Source organism: Ignavibacteria bacterium, assembly GCA_015709655.1.
Taxonomy (GTDB): Bacteria; Bacteroidota; Ignavibacteria; order Kapaibacteriales; family Kapaibacteriaceae; genus OLB6.
In genome coordinates this window covers 1307501-1332853 of the sequence record CP054181.1, presented here as the reverse complement: position 1 = coordinate 1332853, position 25353 = coordinate 1307501, and the positions used below count along the sequence as shown (strand labels likewise).

Below are 25353 nucleotides of genomic sequence, written 5' to 3'. Positions count from 1 at the left end.
GCTTTTTGTTTTCGGAATTCTTTTCGGAATGCATTGCCATGCCCAGACCCCCATTAGCGGGACGATTAATCAATATGTCTCGGTAGTTGATATTATTCCGTGCGACAGTACAGTTGTATTAAGCTCTACAGACGGTTTGCGGCCCGGTGATCTGGTTTTTATTATTCAGATGAAGGGGGCTGAGATACGCACGTCGGATGACTCTACATTTGGAACGATATTAAGCACTCATGGTGCAGGCACATGTGAGTTTTTAACAATCGGATCGGTTGGACCGGACAGAGTAGTGTTTACAACACGCATTGCCAACCTATACGATCCGGCAGGTCTGGTTCAGCTTATCCGTGTTCCGCAATACACAAATGCCAGGATTACCGATAAACTTTCAGCTCCGCCCTGGAACGGACGCACAGGCGGAGTACTGGTACTCTCGGTTAGCAACAACCTTTATTTGGATGCTGATGTCTCGGTTTCAGAGATGGGGTTTGTTGGCGGGAATGCTTCAGCACGAATTACCGCCATGAATAAAACCGGCTACTTGTACAATTGGCTTACCGGTGCCTCCGGAGAAAAAGGTGAGGGCATAGCAAGGTCAAAATGGACGTATCCGATTGCCGGTCGCGGTTGCATGGCTACAGGTGGTGGTGGCGGCAACGGTACCAATGCCGGCGGTGGCGGTGGTGGAAACGGCGGAAGCGGCGGAAAGGGAGGCTGGTCATCCGAACACAACCGACCGCAGAACTGGGATGTTGGAGGTTTACCGGGCTTTGCAGTGGATTCGCTCCCACGGTCTTTACGATTTGTATTAGGTGGTGGAGGAGGCGGTGGTCAGCAGAACGACTTAAAAGGTTCTGCCGGCGGCAATGGTGGCGGACTTGTGGTAATCAAAGCAGGTACGGTGCATGGTCAGAATCATACGATTTCGGCTAATGGCGGAAAGTCGGGTAGCTCTCCGGATGATGTTCAGGGTGACGGTACGGGTGGCGGCGGTGCCGGCGGCACTGTTGTTCTTGATATCGATTCGGTTGCTTCCACGCTATATGTGCAGGCGCGTGGTGGCAAGAGTGGTGATGTGCTCTCCAGATATAACCCACATGGGCCGGGTGGCGGTGGTGGTGGCGGCGCGATAATCACAAAACGCACACTGACAAATCTGGTTACCGATGTCTCCGGTGGCCTTGCAGGACTCAACCTGGGCAAGAATCACGGATTTACCGGGACATCGTGGGGTGCTGAAAATGGAAAGGATGGAATCGTTACCGTTGGTCTTGCCTGGAAACAACCAATTAGTCTTGGTCTGGACGTCTGGGGTGGAGGTCCGTTTTGCGGAACTCAAACGGTTGATATTTCAGCCAGTTCGGGCTTCATAAAATATCGGTGGAATAATGGCGATACAACCCGCGTAATAACGGTAAATACTCCCGGTGACTACAGTGTTGTTGCTACTGACCCAAGCGGATGCACCTTTACGTCGGCATCAGTGAAAGCCTGGGAAAACAGTCCACAATACAATTTGGATGCTGTTCTGGACTACGGTACGGTTGATTATAAGCGCAACTACATTCGAACAGTACAATTTGTTAATACCGATGACGAACCGATTGAAATAAGCAGGATTTCACAGGGATTTGATATTGCAGTAATAGCACCCCTGGGATATCCGGTTACCATTCCGGCAGGCGGTACCCTTGATGTTGTTGTGCGCTTGTTCACATCGAAAGAAACTGATTATCTTGATACGCTGTATGTGTCGATTGTTAGCCCATGCCCCGACACCGGAAAAATAACCGTAAAGGCTACGATGAATCTGGTGTACGCCAAGTACAGCATGCCCGATACAACAGGTCTGGTGGGCTCTACCGGTTTTGGTATGCCTGTGTATGTACGGCTAACGCCGGACACGCTTGTGTTACCTGCTACCAGAATGCAGCTAAACATATCGTTTGATTCCCGCGTCTTTGCTCCTTCGATGGTTACTACCGGTGTTATTATCGGTGACATTATTGATGTGGTTGCAAACCGGCGGACGCTTACGGTGCAGTTTGACTCGGTTGATATCAGGGGGCCACAAACACTCTTAACCACTGTTATCGGAACAATTCTTAGCAGTCACGTCCGACACTCGCCGTTTATCGTGTCCGACGTTAAATATCAGGATATTTTTCAGGTGCCCATCACCAGTATAACCAACGGTTCACTGCAGGTTTCTCCGGTCTGCTTCCAGGATGGAAGGCAAATCCGGATGTATGCATCGATGGCAGCCACCATTTCCCCGAATCCCGCTTCTGAGCAGGCAGTTATTAACGTTGAGTTATCGGCACCTGGCAAGTATGAGTTGGTGGTTACCAATACGCTCGGACAGGAAGTAGATAAATTTATTTTCAGCAAGCAGGGTAGTCAGCCGGAGGCGCATATTTCAGTTGTTGATGTATCGCGATGGCCGGGGGGACTGTATGGAATAACCTTCAGAACTCCGCTGTACGCCACGCAGTCAATAATGGTCGTCAGCAGATAGTCGTTGCTTGTTACCGATTGTTAACAACGTACGTTGCAGCGCTTCCAACGGCAAGGAAGATGCCGTTCCCAAGCCACATTGCAATCATTGGTTGGATAAGTCCACGGTCTGCCAGAGTTTCGCCACCCATCAGCGCCATCCAGTACGCTATGTAGCACACCAGGCAAATAGCAGCCGAGAGTCCAAAATTGCCTCCCTTGGTTAAGATACCAAGCGGGCATCCAACCAGAACAAACAGCAGGCATGCAAATGGTATGGCGTACTTCTTGTGGATTTCTACCTCGTAGCGGTTTATGGTTTCTTGTTCCGAGGCCGCACGATTAGCTTCGCCCTCGAGTGCAACACGTGACGTGCTGATAAACGTTGCAGCGCGGTTGATAGCCTCTGTTTTTGACGGTGGTGCCGTGAGCTCTGAACCCGGCACGGCAAACTGCATTTTCCACAGTGAGTCGGTAGTTGCCTGTGACACAGCTATTGCGCTGTCAGAGCGGTTAACAATGCGCTGCATATCAGAGATGCGCATTTCGCGCTCGCCTCTCGACGAAGAGCTCATATCTGACCGCTCCAGGAAGAATTGGTCTGCAGGCATCGTCATCTGGTGCTTCCGGAACTGAATAATCCGGTAATCATCCGGTGCGTTCCTAAAACTCTGATGCACTTCGCCATTGTGCAAATCCAGCACCAGCTTTGTTAGCGAGGGCGAGAAAGCCAGCCTGCCGGTATCAGCACTAACGATATTCAGCCGATCAGAGCGTGAGTGATCGTAAATCGTCACGTTGAGCATTTCGCCCGCCGGTGTAAGGTTGCGAGCAAGAATCGTAAAACCATCAATATCGGTACTAAATTTTCCTGCCTCAATTGCAAACGTTGGCTTCAGACGCTGTATATCGCTCATCATGCTGCTTAGGCGGTGATTTGTATCCGGCAAAATGTTGTCGGTGTACCAAAATGTAAACCACCACATGGCAGTTCCCAGGATAAGAACCGGCATCATCATCCTGAACAGGCCCATCCCGCTTGCCTTCATCACTGTGACTTCGGCCGTACTGCTCAGCGAACCAAACGCCATGACTGTTGCAAACAGCACGCCAATTGGAATGGCAAGGACCAAAATCCACGAGATATTCAGAACAATAAACTCAATAATTGTAGCATTATCAAGCCCCTTACTTGTCAGGTCGCCAAGCCACTTCATCAGGAACTGCGTCAGAAACAGAAAAATGATTACTACAGTGCCAAAGATAAACGGGCCGAGATGAGCCTTTACGATATAACGCCACAGGATCATTAATAAACAGAATTATGATGATGAAAGGCGTTGCTTACATTCCGCAATCAAGTCGGTAATACGTTTTTGTTGTTCCTGGGATTTGGGGACAAGTAACTGCAGCATGGCCAGCGCGGCATCGTAGTTCTGCTGTTGCATGTAAATACCGGCAAGAGTAATCGAAGCTACAGCCGGGGGCGGGGTAGTTATCGCGGGAGCGGGAACAGGTTCATCGCTGCCGGATCTGGATCTCCGCAGCTTCCCAAGCTTGGCCGCCATCTGCTCAAGGCTGGCTTCCCGGGGTGCTGCAGACGAACGGCCGGACGTATTCCGTGGAGGATGGAATTCCCGGAAGGGCGGCGGTTGGGTGAGTGAGTGTACAGCGTGGTAGTCGCGAAGTGATGTACTCTCAAACCGGAGCGAGGTATATTCCAAACCCGGAATCAGCCTCATGTTTGTACTGCGGATCTTTCTGTCGGCCCCACCTGACGGTACCAGTTCGATAACGCGGAGAGGGAATACCTGAGTAGTTTTTACGGTATCGGAGTTCTTGATATCCCTCAGGGGGCTATGGTGTTCGATCACAACTTCCTGTGGCTGCTGTCTGTGCAATCCCTCAGTAGCATCAGTGGCAGAACCGTACACCTCTTCGGGATTGTCAGCAGGCACCTTCACTTCTGGCGGTACGGGCCAGTGCGGCCGGGCAGACAGACCCTGCATTCGTTCGGTCACGATTAACCGGTCGGGGAACAGTGCGCCTGCCGCATCAAGGATGATTCGTGCTGCCTCGGTCTGACCAAGTACGTGGTAGCAATCGGCCAGCAGAATATAACCACCAATGTACTCAGGATACGTTTCTACACACTGAGCGGCCAGAGTTAAAGCGCGGTTGGTTTCTGCGCTCTCAAGCAATCGAACCACTTCGGGAGCAAGGTCAATATCAACCGGTGTGGACGTATCCATGGTTACCATGTACAGCCAAATTATCGCCGGTCGCCGAATAAGCGCAGCAGGAACAGGAACAGGTTAACGAAATTCAGGTAGAGTGACAATGCACCAACAATTGCCCGTTTCGATGCAAGTGCGTCGCCCGAATACATCACGATAGCCTGCTCCTTAATGCGTTGCATATCGTAGGCTGTAAGCCCGGTAAAGATTAGCACGCCAATCACACTTACAGCCCAGGTAATTGCCGGGCTGTTCAGAAACCAGTTTACGAACATGGCAATCAGAATTCCAATAAGGCCCATGAACAGGAACGAGCCCATCCCCGTCAGATCGCGTTTGGTAGTATAACCGTACACTGCGGCGGCAGCATACATCCCTGCTGCAATGAAGAACACCTGGAAGATACTGCCAAGCTCGTACACAAGGAAGATACTGGCAAATGCAATTCCGTTAACCAGTGAGTAGGCAATAAACAATCCGGCAGCGGTGCTGGGTTTCATCGTGTCAACGCGGGATGCCAGTATCCACACCATTGCGATGGGAGCCAGCATAAACACCCAAATGAGCGGTGTCCCAAAAACGGCACTGATGATGGCAGGACTCGATGCAACAAGCCACGCGGTGACTGACGTTGTGAGTAAGCCCCCTATCATCCACGCATACACTTTTTGCACGTAGGTACGTAGTGCATCGGCATCCACGGCAGCAGCAAATGGCCGGGTATTTACATCAAACGAATTCATAATGCATTCTCCTGTTTTATGACGGTCGTTCAACCGCAAACTTAGAAAACTCCACCAATGCTTCCTTGTATGACGATGGTGGCAGTATATCAAGAAGACGAACAGCCTTGGCCTGTAGTTCATGGGCTTTTGCCTGAGCCTGTTGCGTACCCTGATGTAAGTTAACAAACTTCATGACCGTACTGACTTCCTTTTTACCGGGATTCTTTCCTTTTACCAGCTTGATCATTGCCCGGGCTTCGGAACTGGTTGCGTTGTTGCATGCATAAATCAGTGGCAGCGTAATCTTGTTCTCGGTAATGTCATTGCCCACCGGCTTACCAAGGATAGTGCTCCTGCTGGTATAATCCAGTACATCGTCACGAATCTGAAAGGCCCTGCCCAACAGCTCACCAAAATCGCAGAATGCCTGCTGAACCTCGGGTGAGGCTGAAGCGCTTACAGCGCCGATTTCGCAGCAGGCCGAAATGAGCGATGCTGTTTTATCGGAGATAATCTGGAAGTACGTGTCTTCTGTTATCGTGCGCTGCCGGCTTTTCTGAATCTGCAGTAGTTCGCCTTCACTCATCCGTCGCACAGCATTCGACGTGATGTGCAGGAAACCGGTTTCGTTGTTTTGCATTGCCAGAAGCAAGCCCTGTGATAACAGGTAGTCGCCGGCAAGAACGGCTACCTTGTTCTTCCAGATCGCATTGATGCTTGCTATGCCGCGCCGCTCAGCACTGTTGTCAACCACATCATCATGTACCAGCGTGGCCGTGTGCAACAGCTCGAGCATCGCAGCACCAACGGTTGCTCTGTGCGTAATCCCGCCAGCCGCACCTGCACTCAGAAATACCAGCATAGGCCTTGCACGCTTTCCACGCTGCCGCAGAATATACCGGATAACGGTATCCAGCAATGCCGTCTTCGACTTAAGATGCACACGGATAAACGTGTCTAACTCGTTCAACTCGCCTGAGATAAGTGAGCTGATATTTTTATGGACGGCTACAGACATCAGGCATCAGCCTCCTGCCGCTTTCGGTAGTTGAACCGCGCAATCACAACACTGATCTCGTATAAAATGTACAGCGGTATGGCAACCATCAACTGCGTAATCGGGTCGGGCGTTGGCGTAATAATGGCAGCAATGACCAGGATTCCAACAATGGCATGCCGACGGTACTTTGTCATCACTTTGTCTGATATTAAACCAATCCTGGAAACTACCCACGTTACCATGGGTAACTCAAAAATCAACCCCGAAGCAAGCATCATATTTACAAAGAACGAAAAATAGTCGTTAACAGCAATATTGTCCTCGATATTGGGATTTTGCATGGCATGGATATAATCCATCATACTCGGTATCAGGGCAAAATAGCCAAAGGCAACCCCAAGCAAAAAACACAGAGTAGTTAATGCGGTTACCCAACGTGCCCACTTACGCTCATGTGCATACAGGCCGGGTGCTACAAACCCCCACACCTGCCAGGCAATAAACGGAAACGATAGAATTAACCCTGCAAAAAACACAACTTTGAACAACAAAAAGGCTTGCCCGAACGGCTGCAAATTCTGTAAATGAATGCCCGACCGGACGGCCGGACCCAGTAGCGCCACGTTCATGATCCACTCATGAAAGAATCCTGCAATCGCAGTTCCGGCAATAAGCCATAACAAGGCACGAAACAAGCGCCTGCGCAGCTCGTCAAGATGCCCCAGGAAACTCATCTCGCTACCAGATTTTTCGTTATCTTGTTCTGCCATCTCTGTTGATCCGATTTGGCTGCGAAGATACGGCTAATCAGGGCAGGCGTATGTTTGACCTACTCCATTTTATCGAGGAATCGCAGGAAGTGTTTTTAACTGTGGCATGTTATAGCGATTCCGAGAAATGCAAGGAAAAAATCTGCACAACAATCAACTATTTTTCTTGGACTGGATACATAGAATCATTCAAATTTGCACCCCTTGGAATATCAACACAGCGCACTGTGTGTCCAGGAGCAAAAGGTAGTGAACAAGACAACAAGGAGGATGTTGGGTGAGTAAGCATGACGAACTAAATTTATTTTCTACAACTCAGGTGGCAGCCGGAACCCCGACGGCAGCAACTGCAAGTGAGCGTTCTGCACGAAGCGGCGGTACTTCAGATGCCGAGACCCTGTGGGCCCGGTGTTTGGAAATCATTCGCGACAATGTGTCGGAACAGGTGTTTTCTACCTGGTTCGAACAGATACGCCCGAGCAGCTGGGACGGGACGACGCTGACAATTGAGTTGCCAAGTAACTTTTTTTATGAGTGGCTGGAAGAGCATTACGCTCAGCTCATTAAGAAAACAACTCAAAAAATTCTGGGTGCCCGCAGTAAGGTGCGCTATCGCGTGGTGGTAGAAAAGGATTCTGCTGAACCGTCGAATGCGGTGTACCTGCCGGCAGGACATGGAATGCAGCAGCCGGCACTTCCGTTTCATGCTCCCAAGTCTTCTTCACCGTCGGCTCCTCAGGCGCAGGGTCCGGCCGTACATTATCTGTCGTACTTCAATCCGCGGCATACCTTCGAAAACTTTATTCGCGGCGAGAGCAATCAACTGGCAATTTCTGCTGCAATGGCGGTAGCTGATAACCCGGGTGGTACGAGCTATAATCCGCTGGTAATCTATGGTCCAACGGGGCTGGGAAAAACCCACCTGGTTCAGGCAATTGGTAACCGCGTGCTGCAGCGCAACAGGTCGGCAAAGGTGCTGTATACGAACAGTGAAAAGTTCACGATGGAATACATCAATGCCATCCAGACCAACAAGGTACCGGACTTCACGAATTTTTACCGCGGTGTTGATGTTCTGATTGTTGACGATATTCAGTTCCTTGGCGGTAAGGAAAAAACACAGGATCAGTTCTTTCATACATTTAATGCTCTTCTGAGCATTGGGAAGCAGGTTGTTCTTACCAGTGATAAACAGCCCAAGGATCTGGCCGATGTTGACGAACGGCTGATTTCGCGGTTTGTGTGGGGGCTGATGGCAGATATTCAACCACCCGACTTTGAAACACGAATGGCAATTCTGCAGCAAAAGGCTCTGGAAGAGGGAGTGGATCTGCCGGGTGATATTCTTGAGTTCGTTGCCAGAAACGTTTCGTCCAGCGTGCGTGAAATCGAGGGATGTCTGATTTCGATTCTTGCAAAGGTGACACTGGATAACCGCGAGTTGTCACTGGAACTTGCCAAGGATGTTGTTCGAAATGTTACCAGCTCACCGTCAGCCCGGCAGCTCACGATCGAGGATATCAAGCAGGAAGTGTCGGTTTACTATAACCAGCCCATCGAGCTGCTGTCGGCAAAAACGCGCAAACACGAGGTTGTACTGCCACGCCAGATGTGTATGTATCTTGCAAAACATCTTACCCAGATGTCGCTAAAAAGCATTGGCATGCACTTCGGAGGCCGTGACCATACTACGGTGCTTCATTCCTGCCAGCAGATATCAAACTATATTGATACCGACAGAAAGGTCAGGCAGGACGTAGAGTTCCTGAAAAAGGCACTGCGTTCATAACAGGGCTGATACTGAAGACGACGATTCTGGGGTGACGCCAGGTTACGCTGCCTGGGTTTCAGAATAATACATCAACCGATTAAATTCCTCTTCTCTGAGGGGGAGTACGCTCAGTCTGCCAATTCTGATGAGTGGCGATTGAGAATAGGCAGGGTCTGCTTTAAGTAGGTGAAGCGGGACGGGATATTTGAATTTTTTATAAAGTTTTATGTCAACGCAGACCCATGCTTCGTCCTGAATTGTGGGATCCTGGTACGCTTCCTTTACAACCTTCGCCAGACCCATGGCACATTTATCGGTGCCGGTGTGATAAAACACTACCACGTCTCCCTTGCTCATGGCCTGCATATAGTTGCGTGCCGAGTAGTTTCGGACACCATCCCAGAAAGTTTGTCCATCGGCGGTAAACATATCCCAACTGTAAACATCGGGTTCGGTTTTTACAAGCCAGTACTTCATGGTGTTTTGTGAGGAAGGCGGACAATTACTCTGTACATGGATGGTGAATTGTTGCCGGTATGTGTTATTGTGTAGTCAAGGTAGTTTAGGCTATCGGTAAAGTGTTTTGCGTTAATGGCCAGGTAGATTTTCCCCTGAACCGAGTCAGTAGCGGTAGCCCGTTGTACCGTTGCAGCGGCACACCGGCATGAACCGCTGACGTTGGTGATGGTAACACTGTCGCCACTGACGGAATTACAGTAGATCATCGCCTGAACGTAGCCGGTACTGTCCCTGACAACATCAAGAACAGGTGGTGAAAACCGTAAATCATCGGGATCAGCAGCAAGTAGTCTGCCCACGAGCAGCAGGCATAACGGAACAGTGAACCAAAGCCCCTTAACAATCTTCATTGCTGGAATTGCTCATGTGTGAAAAGATGTCATCAAAGCGGTATAAGCCGTTTTTCCCGTGAATCCATTGTGCGGCACGCAGAGCACCCGATGCAAAGCCAGAGCGGTTTCGGGCATCGTGGATAAGGTCAATCCTGTCAAACGGACCATCAATCGTCACAGTATGCCTACCCGGGATTTCGCCACCGCGGGTTGACGTTACGTGAAGGACCTCGGGGTCAGCAGGCTGGTGCATGGTCTCGGTTGCAACGTGCTTCTTTCTGTCCAGCTCGCCAATAACAATGTTTGCAATTGTCAGAGCGGTTCCGCTGGGGCTGTCGGCTTTTCGTTTATGGTGCCATTCGTGCACCATGATGTCGTAATCTGGTGTTGAATTCAACAAGGCTGCCGCTGTACGGGTAAGGCGCAGAAAGATCTGCATGCCAACAGAGAAGTTGGAGCCAACAACGCAGCCCACACCTGCCTTGGAAATGGTGTTGTGAATACGTTCCTGCTGACTATTCCAGCCGGTAGTGCCGATAACCATGTTTTTTTTCATGGAGCACAGCAGCTCAACATTTGCAGCAATTGCATCGGCACTGCTAAAGTCAACGGCCACATCCCATGAGGCAAAGTCCGCATTGCTAAGCGGATTATCAGCATCGAAAATCTGAACTACCGTACAGCCATGGACTTCTGCCAGGCCGTGAATTTCCTTGCCCATGGCTCCGTAGCCGATCAGTGCAATCTTCGTCATCAGGCTATCACCCTTCCTTCTTCAAGACGTACCATGGTGGCATTCGGGAATGCTCCGGTCAAAGCGTCGTTATGCGAGCTGACAACCATGCCCATTCCGGCTGAAATACGCTGATTCAGGACATCAAGTACCCGTTGTGCAGAGTGTGAATCAAGCATGCTCAGTGGTTCGTCTGCAATAAACAATGTTGGATTCGTGATTAGTGCTCTGGCAATGGCAACAAGCTGTCGCTCACCGCCCGAGAGCTGCCCCGGCAGTTTTGTACGGCAGTGACTAACGCCCAGGAGGGCAAGGAGTTCCAGAGCGGTAGCGGTTGCCTTTGCGGCATCGTTATTATGGGTTGCACACGGCATGAGAACATTCTGGAAGGCCGTAAGCACACTGTTCAGATATGAGAACTGGTGCACAATGCCAATTGCCTTTCTGTGGGCCTGTAACCCTGCTGACCGCATTTTTCGGGTAGATGTCCCGTTTATGGTAACCGTACCCATCGTAGGGATGATATCAGCCCATAGCAGTCGTAGCAGTGTTGACTTGCCGGAGCCCGTGGCACCGGTAACAAGAGTAACTGAAGGTGCGGTAATTGTCAGGCTGACACCGCTGACCGAGGCAATGCCGTTGTGGGTTACCGTGACATTGTCAACCTCAATCGTCATACACCCGCCTTCATGGGTTCCGGCACAGGCTTCCGATTACCCATCAAAATTGCAAGCGGTGCGGTTGTTTCGAACTGCTCCATGGTAGCTTTTACGATTGCCATTATTGGAACTGACAAAATCATGCCAACAACACCCCACATCCATCCCCAGAAAACTAACGAAAATAAGACGACAACCGGACTCAGGTCGAAGCTTTGTCCCATGGCCCGTGGCTCCAATACATTCCCAACCAGGCTTTGAAGTACTGCCAGAACTCCAACGGCAATCAGCGTCAGTGCGGGGTCTTCGTACTGAATAAGCGATACAATACCAGGCAATACAACGCCTACAACCGAGCCGATATTAGGCAGGTACGTAATGAAGAACGTCAGCAATGCAAAAAGTGGTGCAAAATCAATATTAAAATATATTAACACACCATAGGTTATTCCCGCATTAATAACGTTAAAAAAGGTTTTCACTCGCAGATACTTCAGCACTTTTGCATTTACCTCAGTAGCAACTTTTTTCAGGTGCGCCGCATTGGCCCTATCGAGTGCGGCATCCATTTTCTCGTTAAACTTAACCGAGCTTACGAGCATGAAGATCAGGTATATCAGCACCAGGATGGTATCGCCAACGATGCCGACCACTGACCCAAGAACCTGGCTTGCTGTTTTGATGATAGTATCCTGGTTTATCGAAAAGTTAGCGGGATTCAGGAGTTCTGTTCCACCCGGCATATTTTGAATATAGTGCTGTGCTTCCAATACCATACGCTGAATTTTAGCACTGTATTCGGGTGCCTTTGCGTTTACAGCATCCACGCCAACTGCCACAATCGAGGCAATGCCCCAGATAGCGCCGCCAGTTAGTGCCACCACGATAATGAGTCCAATCCACGACGGTAACCGCAGTTTTTTTACGGTATGGGTAATTGGCTGAAAAAGAATAGCAAAAAAGATAGCCACAACCAAGGGCAGCAGCAGATCTCTGACAAGATACCCTGCTGTGATAGCAAGTGCCGCACAGATAAACAGCAAGGCAGCATTTCGGCTTCGAATGGTTGCATCCATACGGCAAAATACCCAACAATGGTGCCTATTTTTGCAGCCCCTCCATCATAATTTTCACATAGGTATCGTATGAGCAAGCCAATTTCTGAGTTTATCGAGAATAACTTCCTTCACTTTAACGCAGCCGCACTGGTGGATGCCGCCAAAGGGTATGTACGCCACCTTGACGAAGGTGGTAAAATGATGATAACCCTGGCAGGTGCGATGAGTACGGCTGAGCTGGGTAAGACGCTTGCCGAGATGATCCGTCAGGACAAGGTGCAGATCATTACGTGTACGGGAGCAAATCTCGAGGAAGATATCATGAACCTGGTGGCGCACTCGCACTATAAACGAGTGCCTCACTACCGTGATTTATCGCCGCAGGACGAATGGGCCTTGCTCGAGAAAGGGTATAACCGCGTTACAGATACCTGTATACCGGAGGAGGAGGCATTCAGGAAAATTCAAAAGCACATTGTTAAGCAGTGGAAGGGGGCTCAGGATTCGGGTGAACGCGCCTTCCCGCATGAGTTCATGTACAGGATGCTCCTAAGTGGCGAGATGGAGCAGTATTACGAGATCGACCCCGCAAACAGTTGGATGCTGGCAGCTGCCGAAAAGAATCTGCCCATCATCGTGCCGGGGTGGGAAGACAGTACCATGGGCAACATCTTCGCGTCATACTGCATCAAGGGAGAACTACTGCCAACAACCATGAAGAGCGGGATTGAATACATGATGTGGCTGTCTGACTGGTATCGGAAGAACTCATCAGGCAAGGGAGTGGGCTTCTTCCAGATTGGCGGCGGTATAGCTGGTGACTTCCCGATTTGTGTGGTGCCGATGATGTATCAGGATCTGGGATGGCATGATGTACCATTCTGGTCGTACTTCTGCCAGATTTCGGATTCCACAACATCGTACGGTTCGTACTCCGGTGCTGTGCCAAACGAAAAAATCACGTGGGGGAAGCTGGACATCACCACGCCGAAGTTCATCGTAGAGTCCGATGCTACAATTGTAGCACCGCTCATTTTTGCCTGGATTATGGGTTGGTAAGAGTTCCTACTTACTGAATTTCACGTGGTCAGAACCCTGGTAAACAATGTAGGTTCCTTTCGGCCATGCTCCGGTTGACAATATGCAAACGTTGTCAACAGGCATGGTTGAAATCATCCGTTGTCCGTTGATGTTGACAACGGTAATCGGGATTCGGGGAGTACAGTTGGTAATGGTGACGGCTTCTGCGTTTGGTGAGTAAGAAATTTGCAGCCGGACAGCAGTAGGAATGCTGACACCTGCGGGCGTATCATCAAAGGCCAAGTCAACATAAACCGGTAAGTGATCAGAAACACACATTAGCGAATAGGCCATGCTGTTACCGTATGTAGTGTTTTCGGGTTCGTAAATCGATGAGTTGAGCCGGGAAACCGAATCATTCCCAAAGGCAGTATAGCTGTTGGGCACAAGATGTTCCGACAATTCGGAGCTTAAAAAAATGTAATCAAAACGGTCGTCCATGCCACCGGTGGAGCCCACGGTGCAGCCCTGCGGATTTTGCATTCGGGTACTTTGGGTGTATATCCATGAGTACGTCGATCTGTCACGCTGCCAGTCGGATCCCAGCGGGTCAACAAACACTCTGCCCTGCTCGGGATTTGCCAGAAGCTGGTACGCCCTCTCGGTTGGAGAGTAGATATTTAAGTCACCGCACACCATGGCATACCGGTTGTGAGTAACAGTACTCTGAAATACCTCGACCTCGGCGGCACGCCTGCCGGCAGCCTCTTCGTCGCGATTAGCCTTTAAGTGCATACTGTAAACAACGATAGTATCCGGCAGAAAGCCGGGAGCAGGGATGCGTTCAAGGGTATATTCTGCAATGTTTCGCAGAGCAGTGGGTATGGCGCGCTGGCTGATGAACCTGACCTTTGTGTTGTTGTAGAACAGTTGATTATCACTGTCGGGTCCGTCCACAAAGGGTGTTGCAGAAAAGGGTTCCCAGGTAAGGACGTTCGAGACAAAGTGGGTTGCCATGTTTCCGGCCGTGACCTCCGAGCAAACCAGGATGTCCGGTTTGATGGCTTCCAGGATGCGCTGAAAATGTTCTGTCCGCCCGTTATCGGTATTCAGGCTGTAGTTCAGCACGTTATACGTGCATATCCGCAACGTGTCGGCCGATTGTAGGGGCTGCCAGGTAAGGGCGGCAAGAAGGACTACGGCAAGGATTCGGTGAGCAAAGGTGCCAGGCATGGCAAGGGTTTTATGTGTGAGTGATGTACTGAAATACCAGGAATTATCAATTTTCTGAATCAAGTTAGGTACCCGCAGTTGAATTTTGTGTCATGATTTCAGAACGGCAAATTATAAAGTTTTGGCTTCCCTTAAGCAGTACCTGGCTGATGATGGCTACCGAGGGCCCGTTGATAGCGGCAGTCGTAGCCCGAATGGCCCACAGTGAGGTTAACCTTGCGGCATACGGTATAGCAACGTCGGTTGCAATGCTTATCGAGTCGCCGGTTATAGCATTGTTAAGCACAGTTGTTGCGCTGGGCACGAATGCCGCTGCAGTGGCGCTGCTGTTTAAGTTCATGGTGCGTATCAACATTGTTGTATCGGCAATTATGCTCACCGTATGCATACCGCTTGTTTTTAAACTGGCAGCATCTGTCATGAACCTTCCGGCAGATGTTGCATGGCGAGTATACTGGGGTCTGGTATGCATGCTGGCGTGGCCGGCCGCAATCGGAATACGACGGTATTATCAGGGGTTGCTGATACAGGCGGGGAAAACAAAGTGCGTAGCCATAGGAACAGTAATCCGGCTGTGTAGTATGGCTTCTACTGCCGGCATACTGGCTACACTCAATGTTGAGGGCGTGATTGTTGGGTGTTGTGCCCTAACGGTTGGTGTGCTGAACGAAGCAATAGCCACGTGGTGGCTTGCGCGGACACTGGACCCGGCTGACCAGTCAGGGATGCTTCCACCGTTGGCCGAGCTTACCAATGCCCACATCATCAGGTTTTATGCGCCACTGGCCCTAACCTCGGTTGTAAGTTTTTTAGCTGCACCGCTTCTTTCGTTCTTTGTGCTGCGTTTGCCGCTGGCGGTGGCATCACTTGCCGTAATGCCGGTGATAAGTTCGTTCCTGTTTGTGTTCCGCAGCTTTGGCTTCTCGTATCAGGAGGTTGGAATTGCAATGCTCGGAAAGCACACATCGGCGTATCGCATGGTTGAACGTGTTGCACGGAAAATTACAGTTGCCACTACGCTTGCAATGGCAGTGGTGGTGTGGACGCCACTGCTGGAGTGGATTTTTCTGAACGTTTTTGCACTTCCGGAGTCGCTGGTGCAAATGGCTATATGGCCTACACGTTTACTGACGGTGGCACCGTTTACGGCAGCAACATATTCGGTTGCCCGCGCCGTGATGATTTCGTATCGCCGAACGGTTCATGTCACTGCCAGTATGGTTATCGAGGTTGGAACAACTACGGCTGTAATTCTGGTCTTTGTTGGGCTGGGTAACCCCAATGGCGTACTCAGTGCCTCACTGGCCATAACGGCCGGCATCGTTGCCTCGGTTGCCTACGCAGTTATGGTTTCAAAGCGTATCCGGCGCGAATGGCAAGCCCCCTGACCCTATCTTTGCCTTGCATGGAAACACTACTGAATGTTAAGGGGCTTACCACTGAGTTCCGTACCGAAGGGGCTGTGGTAAAGGCCGTGAATAACGTGAGCTTCTCGGTGGGGAAGGGACGCACCCTTGGTATCGTGGGCGAATCCGGTTCGGGGAAATCGGTAACAAGCCTTAGCGTTATGCGGCTTATCCAAAGCCCACCCGGTAAAATCGTAAGCGGTAGCGTCTGCTTTACCGAGGCCGACGGCACGGTGACAGACCTACTGCAGCTTTCGGAAGATTCCATGCGCGCCTATCGGGGAAACCGCATTGCGATGATTTTCCAGGAACCAATGACGTCACTTAACCCTGTATTTACATGTGGGAATCAGATTATTGAAGCCATCAGGCTTCATCAAAAAGTTGATAAACAAACAGCAACCCGGTGTGCCCTTGAACTGCTGAACGAAGTGCAGCTTCCCCGACCGGAACACATGCTGCGGTCGTACCCGCACCAGCTGTCGGGCGGACAAAAGCAGCGCGTTATGATTGCCATGGCAATGAGCTGCAATCCGGATCTGCTGATTGCCGATGAGCCAACTACTGCCCTTGACGTTACGGTACAGGCAACGATACTGGATTTGATGCGCAGACTTCAGCGCACTCACGGTATGAGCATGATGTTTATCACCCACGATTTGGGTGTGATCGCCGAAATTGCCGATGATGTTATCGTAATGTATAAAGGTAAAATTGTTGAGCAGGGACCCGTTGAACAGATATTTACCAACCCTCAGCACCCCTATACCAAGGGACTCCTGGCATGCCGCCCGCGCCTGGATACAAAATTGAAGGTTCTTCCAACTGTTCTTGACTTTATGGTGGAGGATGATGCCGGTAATATTACCGAGCGTACCGCCGATAATCCCGATGCGCTCGTACATCAACTGAAGTTTTCCGAGATCGAAATACAACAACGCAACGACGCGTTCAACACGGTGCCGCCTATCCTGTCGGTTAACGATTTAAAGGTTCACTTCCCGATCAGGTCCGGACTACTGGGCCGAATTACCGGCTGGGTAAGGGCGGTGGACGGAGTGTCGTTTTCGGTACGCCCGGGCGAAACGCTGGGCCTGGTTGGCGAGAGCGGCTGCGGCAAAACAACTACGGGCAGGGCTGTGCTCCGTCTGGTTGAACCTACGGGGGGGACGGTTATGTTTAAGGACCGGGATGTTCGGGCTCTGGGGCCTGCAGAACTGAAAGCACTCCGCAAGGATTTCCAGATCATCTTCCAGGATCCGTACTCTTCGTTAAATCCACGCCTGAGTGTGGGAAATGCAATCTCGGAGGTTCTGCGAGTACATGGTATCGGCAGTTCCGATAAAGAGCGGAAGGAGCAGGTGCTGTACCTGCTGGATAAGGTAAACTTGCTGCCACGTCATTACAACAACTACCCGCACGAGTTTTCGGGCGGACAACGCCAGCGAATTTGTATTGCCCGCGCTCTTGCCTTAAAGCCAAGCCTGCTTATCTGCGATGAAAGCGTGAGTGCATTAGATGTGTCGGTGCAGGCACAAGTGCTTAACCTGCTGGTATCACTGCGCGATGAGTTTAAGCTTACGTACATTTTTATTTCTCATGACTTGAGTGTTGTAAAGTTTATCAGCGATCGTATTGCTGTGATGAATGCCGGTAAGATCGAGGAAATCGGTGTTGCCCAAAATATTTATCATTCTCCAGCAAGTGAATATACCAGGGGCTTAATAGATGCCATACCACTTGGTACCGTTGAAGATATTCGGAAACGCCGTGCTGAACGTGATGCTGCATAGCCATGATTAAAATCACCAGTCTGAGAAAGTCGTTTGGCTCAAACACCGTCCTGAAGGATATCAGCCTTACGGTTCCTTCCGGCAGTACAACCTGCATTATTGGTCGCTCCGGCTGTGGCAAAAGCGTCCTGCTTAAACATATCGTTGGTCTGCTGAAGGCCGATTCCGGTACCGTAGAAATTGATGGCAGGCAAATTCAGACATTACATCGTAAAGAGCTCTTCAAAGTGCGCAGCCAGATTGGCTACGTGTTCCAGGGTGCAGCACTTTTTGATTCGCTGAATGTGTACAGCAATGTAGTTATTGGCATGGTGGAACGGGGTATCCACGACAAGGCGGTGTTGATTCCCGAAGCGCAACGTGTGTTAAGTGCCGTTAGCCTGCTGCCCCCGTATTCCGAACGAGAAACACCAGCCTATCAGCATGCTTTTACCGAACTGTCCACCAAACGTCCGTCCGACCTGTCAGGCGGCATGCGGAAGCGCGTTGGTGTTGCCCGCGCCCTGGTTGGCAACCCTGATTATATTTTTTATGATGAGCCAACAACCGGTCTGGATCCGGTAACATCCCAGCAAATTGATGATTTAATAGCGGGTTTATCGCAAACCCTGAACGTTACCTCGGTTGTTATCACGCACGACATGTTTAGCATTTTTAATGTTGCAAGCCGGGTTGTGATGATCCATGATGGAATTATCTGGTTTCAGGGTACCGTACCCGAGCTGCGAAGCAGTGCCGACCCCGTTGTGGTTGATTTTCTTTCACGGTATGTTGCCGAGGGGTTTTAATCAGTGATGCCTCACGGTTACCGGAGGTTTTTGTAACGAAAGAGGCTGCCCGAAAGTCAATGCACATCCGTATATGGTTCTTGGTACAACATTTCAACGTTACATCGTACTGCTGACGGCCTTCCTGCTGTTCGGATCAGCGTTGTATTCTCAGTTTACAGTCACCCCGGTAGCATTTCCGGGAGGCTCTACTCTGGATATTTCGGGCTATCCTACCTTAAAGGCACAGGTGCGTACCACCTATAAGGGTCAGCCCGTTGTTCTTGGAGCAAATACCGTTTATCTTCTCGAAACCAATGTTGCCCTTGTACCCGAGAGCGTTACGCATGTTGGCAATGGTGTCCACCTGGTAGTCTGGAAATCTATCCGGTTTGGTGAAGGTCTTGGCGCACGACTTATTGCCAGCTACGAGGGAATAACGGCATCTACTCCCTTTTCTGCAACGTTTAATAAAAGCAAAGGAGGTACTGTTGTTGTACGCGACAGTATGAGCAGAAACATTCGCGGTTACATTGACTTTGGATCTGTTGCTCCCGGCGCCTCCGATACCCTGAAACTTAAAGTTGTGGCAACAGATGCTGCACTCGATGCAACAGGAAAACACGAACGGCCAATTGTAATCGAGTCCGTTACCACCACCCGCCCCGAAGTAAAAGCACTGTGGAAGGGTTCCTTTGGGTCAGGTCCACTGCCTGCTACAGTGATTTCTCCGCTGGAATACAGGATTGACCTTGTATGTGAACCTACCACAACCAAGCCGTTGAGCGATGTGCTTACCATTACCTTTGAAGGGGGCTTAAGAACAACGGTGATCATCCTGGCCAACCCTCCGGCATACCCGCGACGGACAGTGCTGAATGTTGTGTACCCTAATGGCGGCGAGCTGGTAACACCATGCCAGACGATAAACCTGAGGTGGGCGGGGATGACTCCCGGGTTTCAGGCACATGCAGAGTACACGGTGGACAATGGTAAATCCTGGACGTATATCGACAGCACAATGGATAGCTCGCTGCAATGGGAGGTTCCGAATACCATAAGCTCTGCAGTACGCATCCGTGTGTACCAGAAGTTTGAAGCCGCATTTTCACAGTGGCTTGCAACACCACACGAACCTGCCCTTGCCGCTGCGTTTAATGCAAACGGACGGTATCTGGCAGCAGCTTTTGGCAATGGTGACATTGTAGAATACGATGCTGCTGATGGTAAAAAAGTTGGTGAGTATCGTGCACCGTCAGGCACCCCACCGGTAAGTGCTCTTTGTTATGTTGGAGCAGGCAGAGATATTCTGAGCTTACACTCTCGTGCTGGTTCATCCGGAGGTACAATCACAAAGTTTAACAGTGGTACGTCACAACCGGCACTCACTATGACGGTGGATTCTGATATCCAACCCCTAACGATTCGTACAACATCAGACGGGAGCGTGGGATATGTTCTTCCTCGGTTTGCATCCCGCATCCCGAGTTTTAACCCGGCGAACCTTGAATCGGGTATTCCCATCAAACTCAGTGCTACTGCTGCATCCGTTGGGATGACGGGCTCAACTCTGACAGTTGCATTCTTGGACGGGTCGGTAGTACGGTATTCCGCAATGACCGGAGCCGAAGAACAACGGGCTCAAACCGGTATTGCTGAGGCACTTGGACCCTATGCATCACTTGTTACGGCTACTACCGATGGGCGACTGGTTGCTATGGCAGGACCCCAGCTTGTTGCAGGGTTGAACGTACCCAAATCGCAAATGACCTATGTGTACGATATGCAGCAGGATGCCTTGGTGCGAATTCTGCACCGGCAGGGTAGCAACGTTGTAAACTTCGGGTTTAGTCCCAGCGGATCATTCCTCAATATGGGATTTGAATTTAACCCCCAGCTTGTAGTGCTGGACCTGCAGTCAAATTCAGCGCTTCCGCCTTCCGGTTCGTCTGCCGGACACAGCAATAAGCTAAGCGATATTGCCTTCAGTCCTAATGGCTCCAGTATTGTCTCGGCAAGTATCGACAGCACCAACAACCTGTTACTGCGCAGGGTTAGTGTTCCGGAAACCGACGCCTCAGATACTACATTTAGTATTGTTCCGATACAATACGCAGCAGAACATGTAACACTGAGTCCGATGTACATTGGAACCTCTACGGACACACTTATTCAACGTGCCGTGTGCAATACCGGTACGGTGCCAATCATTTATACATCCGTACGAACAACGCTCGGCAAGTGGCTGCACGTGAAAAATGTACGGCTGCCCGATACGCTTAATCCGGGTGAATGCCTGGATCTCCTGATTAATGCTGCAGTGGCAGACACCGGATTGCTTACCGATACAGTTGTCCTTGAGGCATGCGGAGCACGTGTTCAGGTACCTGTGCGCGTGAATGTAGCCGACCGGAACTTTGAAATGCTGCTTGCCAACGGAGATTTTGGCGACCTGTGTGTTGGATCATCAAAGATTTTACGTCTTGCCGTGCTCAGGAATATCGACCCCGTTAGCGTGGTCATCAACAATGTTTTTGTACAAGGGGGCTTAAACGCTCAGTACCGCATTGCCGAAGCAATTGTGGACTCAGTGCTCCCACCCGGCGGAACCCTGGTTGTTGCCGTTGAGTTTGTTCCCCGCCAACTGGGACTGGATACCGGCATCGTTATCATCAGGTACGCGGGACAGGATGTTGTGCGCCGCTTTGTTAAAGTTACCGGCAGGGGCAGTGGCGCACTGCTTGACCTTTCGCACACCGATCTTCCGTTTATTCCGGAGATTCCTGTTCGGTCAATTACCGTTACCAACAATAACACAAACAAGGTTACTATCGACTCAGTTTCGATTGTATCCGGTGAGCCGTTCAGTATCGTAACGCCGATGCCGGTAGAGTTGCAGCCCGGCCAGACAACGGGAATTGATGTCCGCTACCTTGGCGGTACAACTTCCGGCAATGCATATCTGCAATTCTATGTTCAGCCGTGTGGAGCACAGAACAAGGTTGGACTACGGCTGTACTCAGGATCAGCCGTTATCTCATCGGCACGGATAACGTCAGATCCCCGGAACGACACGCTAAGCATCCCGGTTATTGCGCAGATCAACGAGCAGCAGTTGTATGCAGGACAGAGGTTCTTTGAGGGGAAACTGCGTTTGCACCCCCGCTTGTTCCTTGCACGGACCATAACGTCGGATGTTGGCGAAGTAAGTATTGTTTCACAGGAAGTAACGGATCAGTGGCGGACGATTCATTTCAGGATAGACGGTGACTTTACCGGCACTGCCGAGATCGCCCGTCTGCATGGCTACGCAGGGATGGCCGAAGTTGACTCATGCTTAATTGATTTTATTCCGGCAGATGGGTTTGGCTCTGCAATCCCCGTTACGTTCAAGAGCGGTGCCCTGATTATTCAGCATCCCGATCCTGTAAGGCGCATTATCCGTACCGGCGGACAGCCCGTGGCAGCCGTTGTGTTTCCGCAACCTGCAGGCGGACACGCCACAGTTGCCGTCCATACCGTTAGCCCCGTACACGTATCCGTCCGGCTGGTGGGATCCGATGGTAACCATATTGCTGATGTAGCAAGTAATATTATGATTAACCGAGATGCCGAGATACCGATATCACTTGCCGGGGTTGTTCCGGGCTTGTATGCAGTAGAGGTTCAGAGCGCACAGGAAATTCTTCGAATACCATTTGTGGTGGTACAATAGATGCTTCATACACGGGATTCTGTACTCGGGATGATATTCCGGTATGTGGTGATTGTACTGTCGGTTACTGTTATGCAGGGAGCCGATACAGATTCTTCTGGCAATCAATCAGGCACAATCCTGGTAGGTCAGGTTTTCGGAGGCGCCTCGGTTCACAGTTTGGACTTCACTGAATTGCCGGGTTTCCCCAATTGTTGCAGCTCATACACCAACGGATTTGGGGTTAGTGCCGGACTTGGCGTTGGCATTTTTACTACTACACCGCTAAAGTTATTTAACAGAGCAGTTCAGGTGGGTGTTATGGGTGGACTCCGTCTATTACCCGGGACTGCCTTGCAGAACGAAGAAGTGGGTAACATCATCAGCGGTACTTCGGTAACTGATGGTATTGTTGAACACCGTGCCAGCCTTTCGTACACGACCTTCGAGGTTGAGCCTGCTGCCCTACTCCCTACGCCCCTTACAGACGTCTTTCTACTGACGGGTATCCGCGTTGGAGTTCCACTAACCACACACCTGGAGCAACAGCAGGAACTTGTGGCTCCGGCAGATCCGGCGTATGTTTTTGAAAACGGAACCCGAATACGCGAAGCCCAACAGGGTCAGCTTCCGCAGCCTACGTCATTAACGTTTAGTATTCGTCTGGCTGCGCTATACCGGGTCCCATTGACAAAAGACATCAACTTTTTTCCTTTTGCAAGCTATACGGTCGGCCTGAGCAGTATTACAAAGGCTGCCCCCTGGGTAATTTCCGGCATTGATGCCGGAGTACTGTTTTCGTATGCAGTCCCCCGGCCCTCTCCTCCTCCTCCTCCGCCGCCGCCGCCACCACCGCCGCCACAGGTGAAGCCGGTTCCGGTTTCGAGTTTAATTCTTGCCGCGCAGTCGGAACATGCAGTGGTTAGAAATGATACGATTATCGTACCTGTAATAAATGCAACCATTACCGACACCATCTGCGCAGTGCAGCCTGTATTGTATTACCACTATAACAGCACTGAACCCATTGGTGGTCAGGAAGCGCTGGTACGCTTTGCCCAGGCTGTCCGGCAGTCAGTAGTCGATGCAACTGATCAGCGCGAACTGATGGAGTTAACCGGATCAACATCGTATGACGAAGACCCGAGTCTGTCACGGTCGCGTTTATCAGCCCTAATCGACATGCTGGATGTAGATCGCAACCTGGTACGTATTGTGATGAAGAGAGCTGACTCAACTGCACGGCCTGAGCTGGCGGCAGAAGCCCGGTACGTTAAGGTTCGTCTTGGCGAGCAGGCCAGAATGCTGCACCGATACTCAGAATCGGTGGCAGCCTATGCCGATCCCGTACAGCTCTCTGCAATGCATGTGCTAACATGCGGAGCGCCGCCCTGCACCTCGTACGTAACCGTGAAAGGCGGAACCACAACCCAAAGCGTAACAACCGAACCCGTGATACCTGTTACCATGACGTTTAATCACGCAACCACCAATCAGGCCATCTCGCGGCCGATATTGGTAACCGTCCGCACCACCGATGCCGATTCGAATAGTGTAATGGCAACTGCCGCTGCAATCGTTACCATTGTACAGAAAAATCTTGTACGTAAAAAAGTTGAACAAACTGATCTGCGTGGCGTTAACAGTAACACCATACTTCTGGCCCTATTTGATTTTGATTCGGACTCATTCTCAGCCGTCAACATTCGGGTTGCCGATTCAGTACGGAAGGCGATCCGGGAAGGGGCTTTCATTACGGTGATAGCCGGAACTGACGAATTTGGCTCAGCTGACTACAATCGGCAGCTTCAAATTAAGAGAGCCGAAGCAGCCGTTAGATACCTTGGAATACCGTCGGCCATGGTAACGTATGAATTTACATCGGCAGACCCGCAGACCGCACATAACCCGGCCGAACGTGCATATCAGCGAGCCGTCCGTATCCGAATTGCACAAAAAGGTCAACAATGATGGACAGAAGCGATTTCTTACTGAATCCCGACGTTGTATTCCTAAACCATGGTTCGTTCGGGGCATGTCCGAAAGAAATTTTAGATGAAGAGTTTCGGTGGCAGCAGCTGCTTGAAAAGGAACCTGTAGCGTTTTTTCATGCTCTCCCTGAACGTATGCAGCAGGCTCGTGAACAGCTTGCCCAAATGGTGGGAGCACGGCGCACTGACCTGGTGTTTGTTACCAACAGCACCTATGGCGCCAACGTTATGGCGTACGCCATGGCGCGTTATCTTAATGCCGGCGACGAGATACTATTAACGGATCATGAATACGGTGCATGCCGCCGTGCATGGGAGTTCCACCTGCAAGGTACAGGCATAACAATTTCAACCGTTGCCATTCCAATCCCAGTTCCGGATGCTGAAACGGTTATGCATATCATAACAAAGGCAATTACCGGGAAAACACGGGCCGTTTTTATTAGCCATATCACATCGCCGACGGCGGCGCGTATGCCAGTAGAGCGTCTTGCAGAATTTACGCAACGGCAAAAAGTACTGTTGCTGGTTGACGGTGCACATGCCCTTGGGCATATTGACCTTGACCTTGGAGTGCTCGGTGCAGACATGTACACCGCTAACTGTCACAAATGGATGTGTATGCCCAAGGGATCGGGTATGCTTTGGGTAGCACCACATCTGCAGCAACATGTTCCGCCCCTTATTGGTAGCTGGGGCAATACGTGGACATCAGTAAACGACGGTACGTTTATTGATGAGCACGAATATTTGGGTACGCGCGATCCATCATGTTTTTTAACAATTCACGCAGCACAGCGGTGGATGAAAAAAAGCAACTGGAACAAAGTGATATCCGACTCGCATTTGCTGGTACAGTATGGTGTTCAGGCACTATGCAGCCTTCATAATACAATTCAACCTGTGCAGTCCGACTGGGAACAGCACAGGTTGATGATGGGGTCGGTGTTGGTACCAATGGTTTTGGATTCAGCACAGTTCCAGCGTGTTCTGCTGGAAAAGTATAGTATTCAGTGCATTTGCTTAACGTGGCTTGACGCCACGATTTTACGATTCAGCATTCATGGTTATACCACACAACCCGAAGTTGATGCACTTGTAAAAGCCGTTGCTCTTGAACTGGGTTTGTAATGGTTGGCTTTTGACTTCCGC

Annotated in this window: 20 protein-coding genes; 9 read left to right on the top strand and 11 right to left on the bottom strand. The window is 50.6% G+C overall.

All coding sequences use genetic code 11. The features are described 5' to 3' along the window. Positions 1-28 precede the first annotated feature (28 nt). Positions 29-2515 carry a hypothetical protein gene (locus HRU79_05325; GenBank protein ID QOJ26099.1) on the top strand — a complete coding sequence of 829 codons (2487 nt, stop codon included), beginning with the start codon at positions 29-31 and terminating at the stop codon, positions 2513-2515. A gap of 10 nt (positions 2516-2525) precedes the next feature. Here HRU79_05325 and HRU79_05320 read toward each other — a convergent pair whose 3' ends face one another. The 5 genes from HRU79_05320 to tatC are packed head-to-tail and all read right to left on the bottom strand — an operon-like array spanning position 2526 to position 7225. Next, positions 2526-3803, bottom strand: a complete 1278-nt coding sequence (locus HRU79_05320) for a YjgP/YjgQ family permease (GenBank protein QOJ26098.1) — start codon at positions 3801-3803, stop codon at positions 2526-2528. Between the two features lie 12 nt (positions 3804-3815). Further along, positions 3816-4754 (bottom strand): tetratricopeptide repeat protein, encoded by a 939-nt coding sequence (locus HRU79_05315; GenBank protein ID QOJ26097.1) that lies wholly within the window; start codon positions 4752-4754, stop codon positions 3816-3818. Positions 4755-4765: 11 nt separating this feature from the next. Continuing rightward, complete coding sequence (locus HRU79_05310) at positions 4766-5473, bottom strand: Bax inhibitor-1/YccA family protein (protein ID QOJ26096.1); 708 nt, start codon at positions 5471-5473, stop codon at positions 4766-4768. 16 nt (positions 5474-5489) lie between these two features. Next, the gene (locus HRU79_05305; protein QOJ26095.1) at positions 5490-6473 is read right to left on the bottom strand and encodes a polyprenyl synthetase family protein; all 984 of its coding nucleotides are present in this window, start codon (positions 6471-6473) and stop codon (positions 5490-5492) included. After that, positions 6473-7225, bottom strand: coding sequence for a twin-arginine translocase subunit TatC (tatC, locus tag HRU79_05300; GenBank protein ID QOJ26094.1), 753 nt, complete (start codon positions 7223-7225; stop codon positions 6473-6475). Before tatC ends, HRU79_05305 begins: the two co-directional genes overlap by 1 nt. A gap of 319 nt (positions 7226-7544) precedes the next feature. On the opposite strand from tatC, the gene dnaA reads away from it, so the two are divergent. Next, complete coding sequence (dnaA, locus tag HRU79_05295) at positions 7545-9014, top strand: chromosomal replication initiator protein DnaA (protein QOJ27275.1); 1470 nt, start codon at positions 7545-7547, stop codon at positions 9012-9014. A 42-nt stretch (positions 9015-9056) separates the two neighbouring features. On the opposite strand, the gene HRU79_05290 is transcribed toward dnaA, so the two are convergent. The 5 genes from HRU79_05290 to HRU79_05270 are packed head-to-tail and all read right to left on the bottom strand — an operon-like array spanning position 9057 to position 12315. Then, on the bottom strand, positions 9057-9473 hold the full coding sequence (locus HRU79_05290; GenBank protein QOJ26093.1) for an EVE domain-containing protein: 417 nt from the start codon (positions 9471-9473) through the stop codon (positions 9057-9059). Further along, a complete protein-coding gene (locus HRU79_05285) occupies positions 9470-9865 on the bottom strand; it encodes a hypothetical protein (protein ID QOJ26092.1) in 396 nt (131 codons plus the stop codon). Before HRU79_05285 ends, HRU79_05290 begins: the two co-directional genes overlap by 4 nt. Continuing rightward, positions 9852-10601, bottom strand: a complete 750-nt coding sequence (gene dapB, locus HRU79_05280; GenBank protein ID QOJ26091.1) for a 4-hydroxy-tetrahydrodipicolinate reductase — start codon at positions 10599-10601, stop codon at positions 9852-9854. Before dapB ends, HRU79_05285 begins: the two co-directional genes overlap by 14 nt. Then, positions 10601-11257: an ATP-binding cassette domain-containing protein gene (locus HRU79_05275; GenBank protein ID QOJ26090.1), complete on the bottom strand. Its 657-nt coding sequence runs from the start codon at positions 11255-11257 to the stop codon at positions 10601-10603. Before HRU79_05275 ends, dapB begins: the two co-directional genes overlap by 1 nt. Next, a complete protein-coding gene (locus tag HRU79_05270; GenBank protein ID QOJ26089.1) occupies positions 11254-12315 on the bottom strand; it encodes an AI-2E family transporter in 1062 nt (353 codons plus the stop codon). Before HRU79_05270 ends, HRU79_05275 begins: the two co-directional genes overlap by 4 nt. 69 nt (positions 12316-12384) lie before the next feature. Between HRU79_05270 and HRU79_05265 the strand changes: the two genes are divergently transcribed. Next, positions 12385-13356: a deoxyhypusine synthase family protein gene (locus HRU79_05265; GenBank protein ID QOJ26088.1), complete on the top strand. Its 972-nt coding sequence runs from the start codon at positions 12385-12387 to the stop codon at positions 13354-13356. A 6-nt stretch (positions 13357-13362) separates the two neighbouring features. Here HRU79_05265 and HRU79_05260 read toward each other — a convergent pair whose 3' ends face one another. Beyond that, positions 13363-14613 carry a hypothetical protein gene (locus HRU79_05260; protein ID QOJ26087.1) on the bottom strand — a complete coding sequence of 417 codons (1251 nt, stop codon included), beginning with the start codon at positions 14611-14613 and terminating at the stop codon, positions 13363-13365. Positions 14614-14642: 29 nt separating this feature from the next. Here HRU79_05260 and HRU79_05255 point away from each other — a divergent pair, with 29 nt between their 5' ends. From HRU79_05255 to HRU79_05230, 6 genes are all read left to right on the top strand, one after another. Beyond that, positions 14643-15938: a hypothetical protein gene (locus HRU79_05255; protein QOJ26086.1), complete on the top strand. Its 1296-nt coding sequence runs from the start codon at positions 14643-14645 to the stop codon at positions 15936-15938. Between the two features lie 17 nt (positions 15939-15955). After that, entirely contained in the window at positions 15956-17749 is a 1794-nt protein-coding gene (locus tag HRU79_05250) for an ABC transporter ATP-binding protein (protein ID QOJ26085.1), read from the top strand. Positions 17750-17751: 2 nt separating this feature from the next. After that, entirely contained in the window at positions 17752-18537 is a 786-nt protein-coding gene (locus tag HRU79_05245) for an ATP-binding cassette domain-containing protein (protein QOJ26084.1), read from the top strand. 73 nt (positions 18538-18610) lie between these two features. Further along, a complete protein-coding gene (locus HRU79_05240) occupies positions 18611-22231 on the top strand; it encodes a WD40 repeat domain-containing protein (GenBank protein QOJ26083.1) in 3621 nt (1206 codons plus the stop codon). Next, entirely contained in the window at positions 22232-24181 is a 1950-nt protein-coding gene (locus tag HRU79_05235; GenBank protein QOJ26082.1) for a hypothetical protein, read from the top strand. Next, positions 24178-25332 (top strand): aminotransferase class V-fold PLP-dependent enzyme, encoded by a 1155-nt coding sequence (locus HRU79_05230; protein QOJ26081.1) that lies wholly within the window; start codon positions 24178-24180, stop codon positions 25330-25332. Before HRU79_05235 ends, HRU79_05230 begins: the two co-directional genes overlap by 4 nt. Positions 25333-25353: the final 21 nt, after the last annotated feature.

Bases quoted from the DNA above. Each gene is read 5' to 3' on its own strand.
- HRU79_05325 (QOJ26099.1), top strand. From the start codon at position 29: ATGCATTGCCATGCCCAGACCCCCATTAGCGGGACGATTAATCAATAT.
- HRU79_05320 (QOJ26098.1), bottom strand. From the start codon at position 3,803: ATGATCCTGTGGCGTTATATCGTAAAGGCTCATCTCGGCCCGTTTATC.
- HRU79_05315 (QOJ26097.1), bottom strand. From the start codon at position 4,754: ATGGTAACCATGGATACGTCCACACCGGTTGATATTGACCTTGCTCCC.
- HRU79_05310 (QOJ26096.1), bottom strand. From the start codon at position 5,473: ATGAATTCGTTTGATGTAAATACCCGGCCATTTGCTGCTGCCGTGGAT.
- HRU79_05305 (QOJ26095.1), bottom strand. From the start codon at position 6,473: ATGTCTGTAGCCGTCCATAAAAATATCAGCTCACTTATCTCAGGCGAG.
- tatC (QOJ26094.1), bottom strand. From the start codon at position 7,225: ATGGCAGAACAAGATAACGAAAAATCTGGTAGCGAGATGAGTTTCCTG.
- HRU79_05290 (QOJ26093.1), bottom strand. From the start codon at position 9,473: ATGAAGTACTGGCTTGTAAAAACCGAACCCGATGTTTACAGTTGGGAT.
- HRU79_05285 (QOJ26092.1), bottom strand. From the start codon at position 9,865: ATGAAGATTGTTAAGGGGCTTTGGTTCACTGTTCCGTTATGCCTGCTG.
- dapB (QOJ26091.1), bottom strand. From the start codon at position 10,601: ATGACGAAGATTGCACTGATCGGCTACGGAGCCATGGGCAAGGAAATT.
- HRU79_05275 (QOJ26090.1), bottom strand. From the start codon at position 11,257: ATGACGATTGAGGTTGACAATGTCACGGTAACCCACAACGGCATTGCC.
- HRU79_05270 (QOJ26089.1), bottom strand. From the start codon at position 12,315: ATGGATGCAACCATTCGAAGCCGAAATGCTGCCTTGCTGTTTATCTGT.
- HRU79_05265 (QOJ26088.1), top strand. From the start codon at position 12,385: ATGAGCAAGCCAATTTCTGAGTTTATCGAGAATAACTTCCTTCACTTT.
- HRU79_05255 (QOJ26086.1), top strand. From the start codon at position 14,643: ATGATTTCAGAACGGCAAATTATAAAGTTTTGGCTTCCCTTAAGCAGT.
- HRU79_05250 (QOJ26085.1), top strand. From the start codon at position 15,956: ATGGAAACACTACTGAATGTTAAGGGGCTTACCACTGAGTTCCGTACC.
- HRU79_05245 (QOJ26084.1), top strand. From the start codon at position 17,752: ATGATTAAAATCACCAGTCTGAGAAAGTCGTTTGGCTCAAACACCGTC.
- HRU79_05240 (QOJ26083.1), top strand. From the start codon at position 18,611: ATGGTTCTTGGTACAACATTTCAACGTTACATCGTACTGCTGACGGCC.
- HRU79_05235 (QOJ26082.1), top strand. From the start codon at position 22,232: ATGCTTCATACACGGGATTCTGTACTCGGGATGATATTCCGGTATGTG.
- HRU79_05230 (QOJ26081.1), top strand. From the start codon at position 24,178: ATGATGGACAGAAGCGATTTCTTACTGAATCCCGACGTTGTATTCCTA.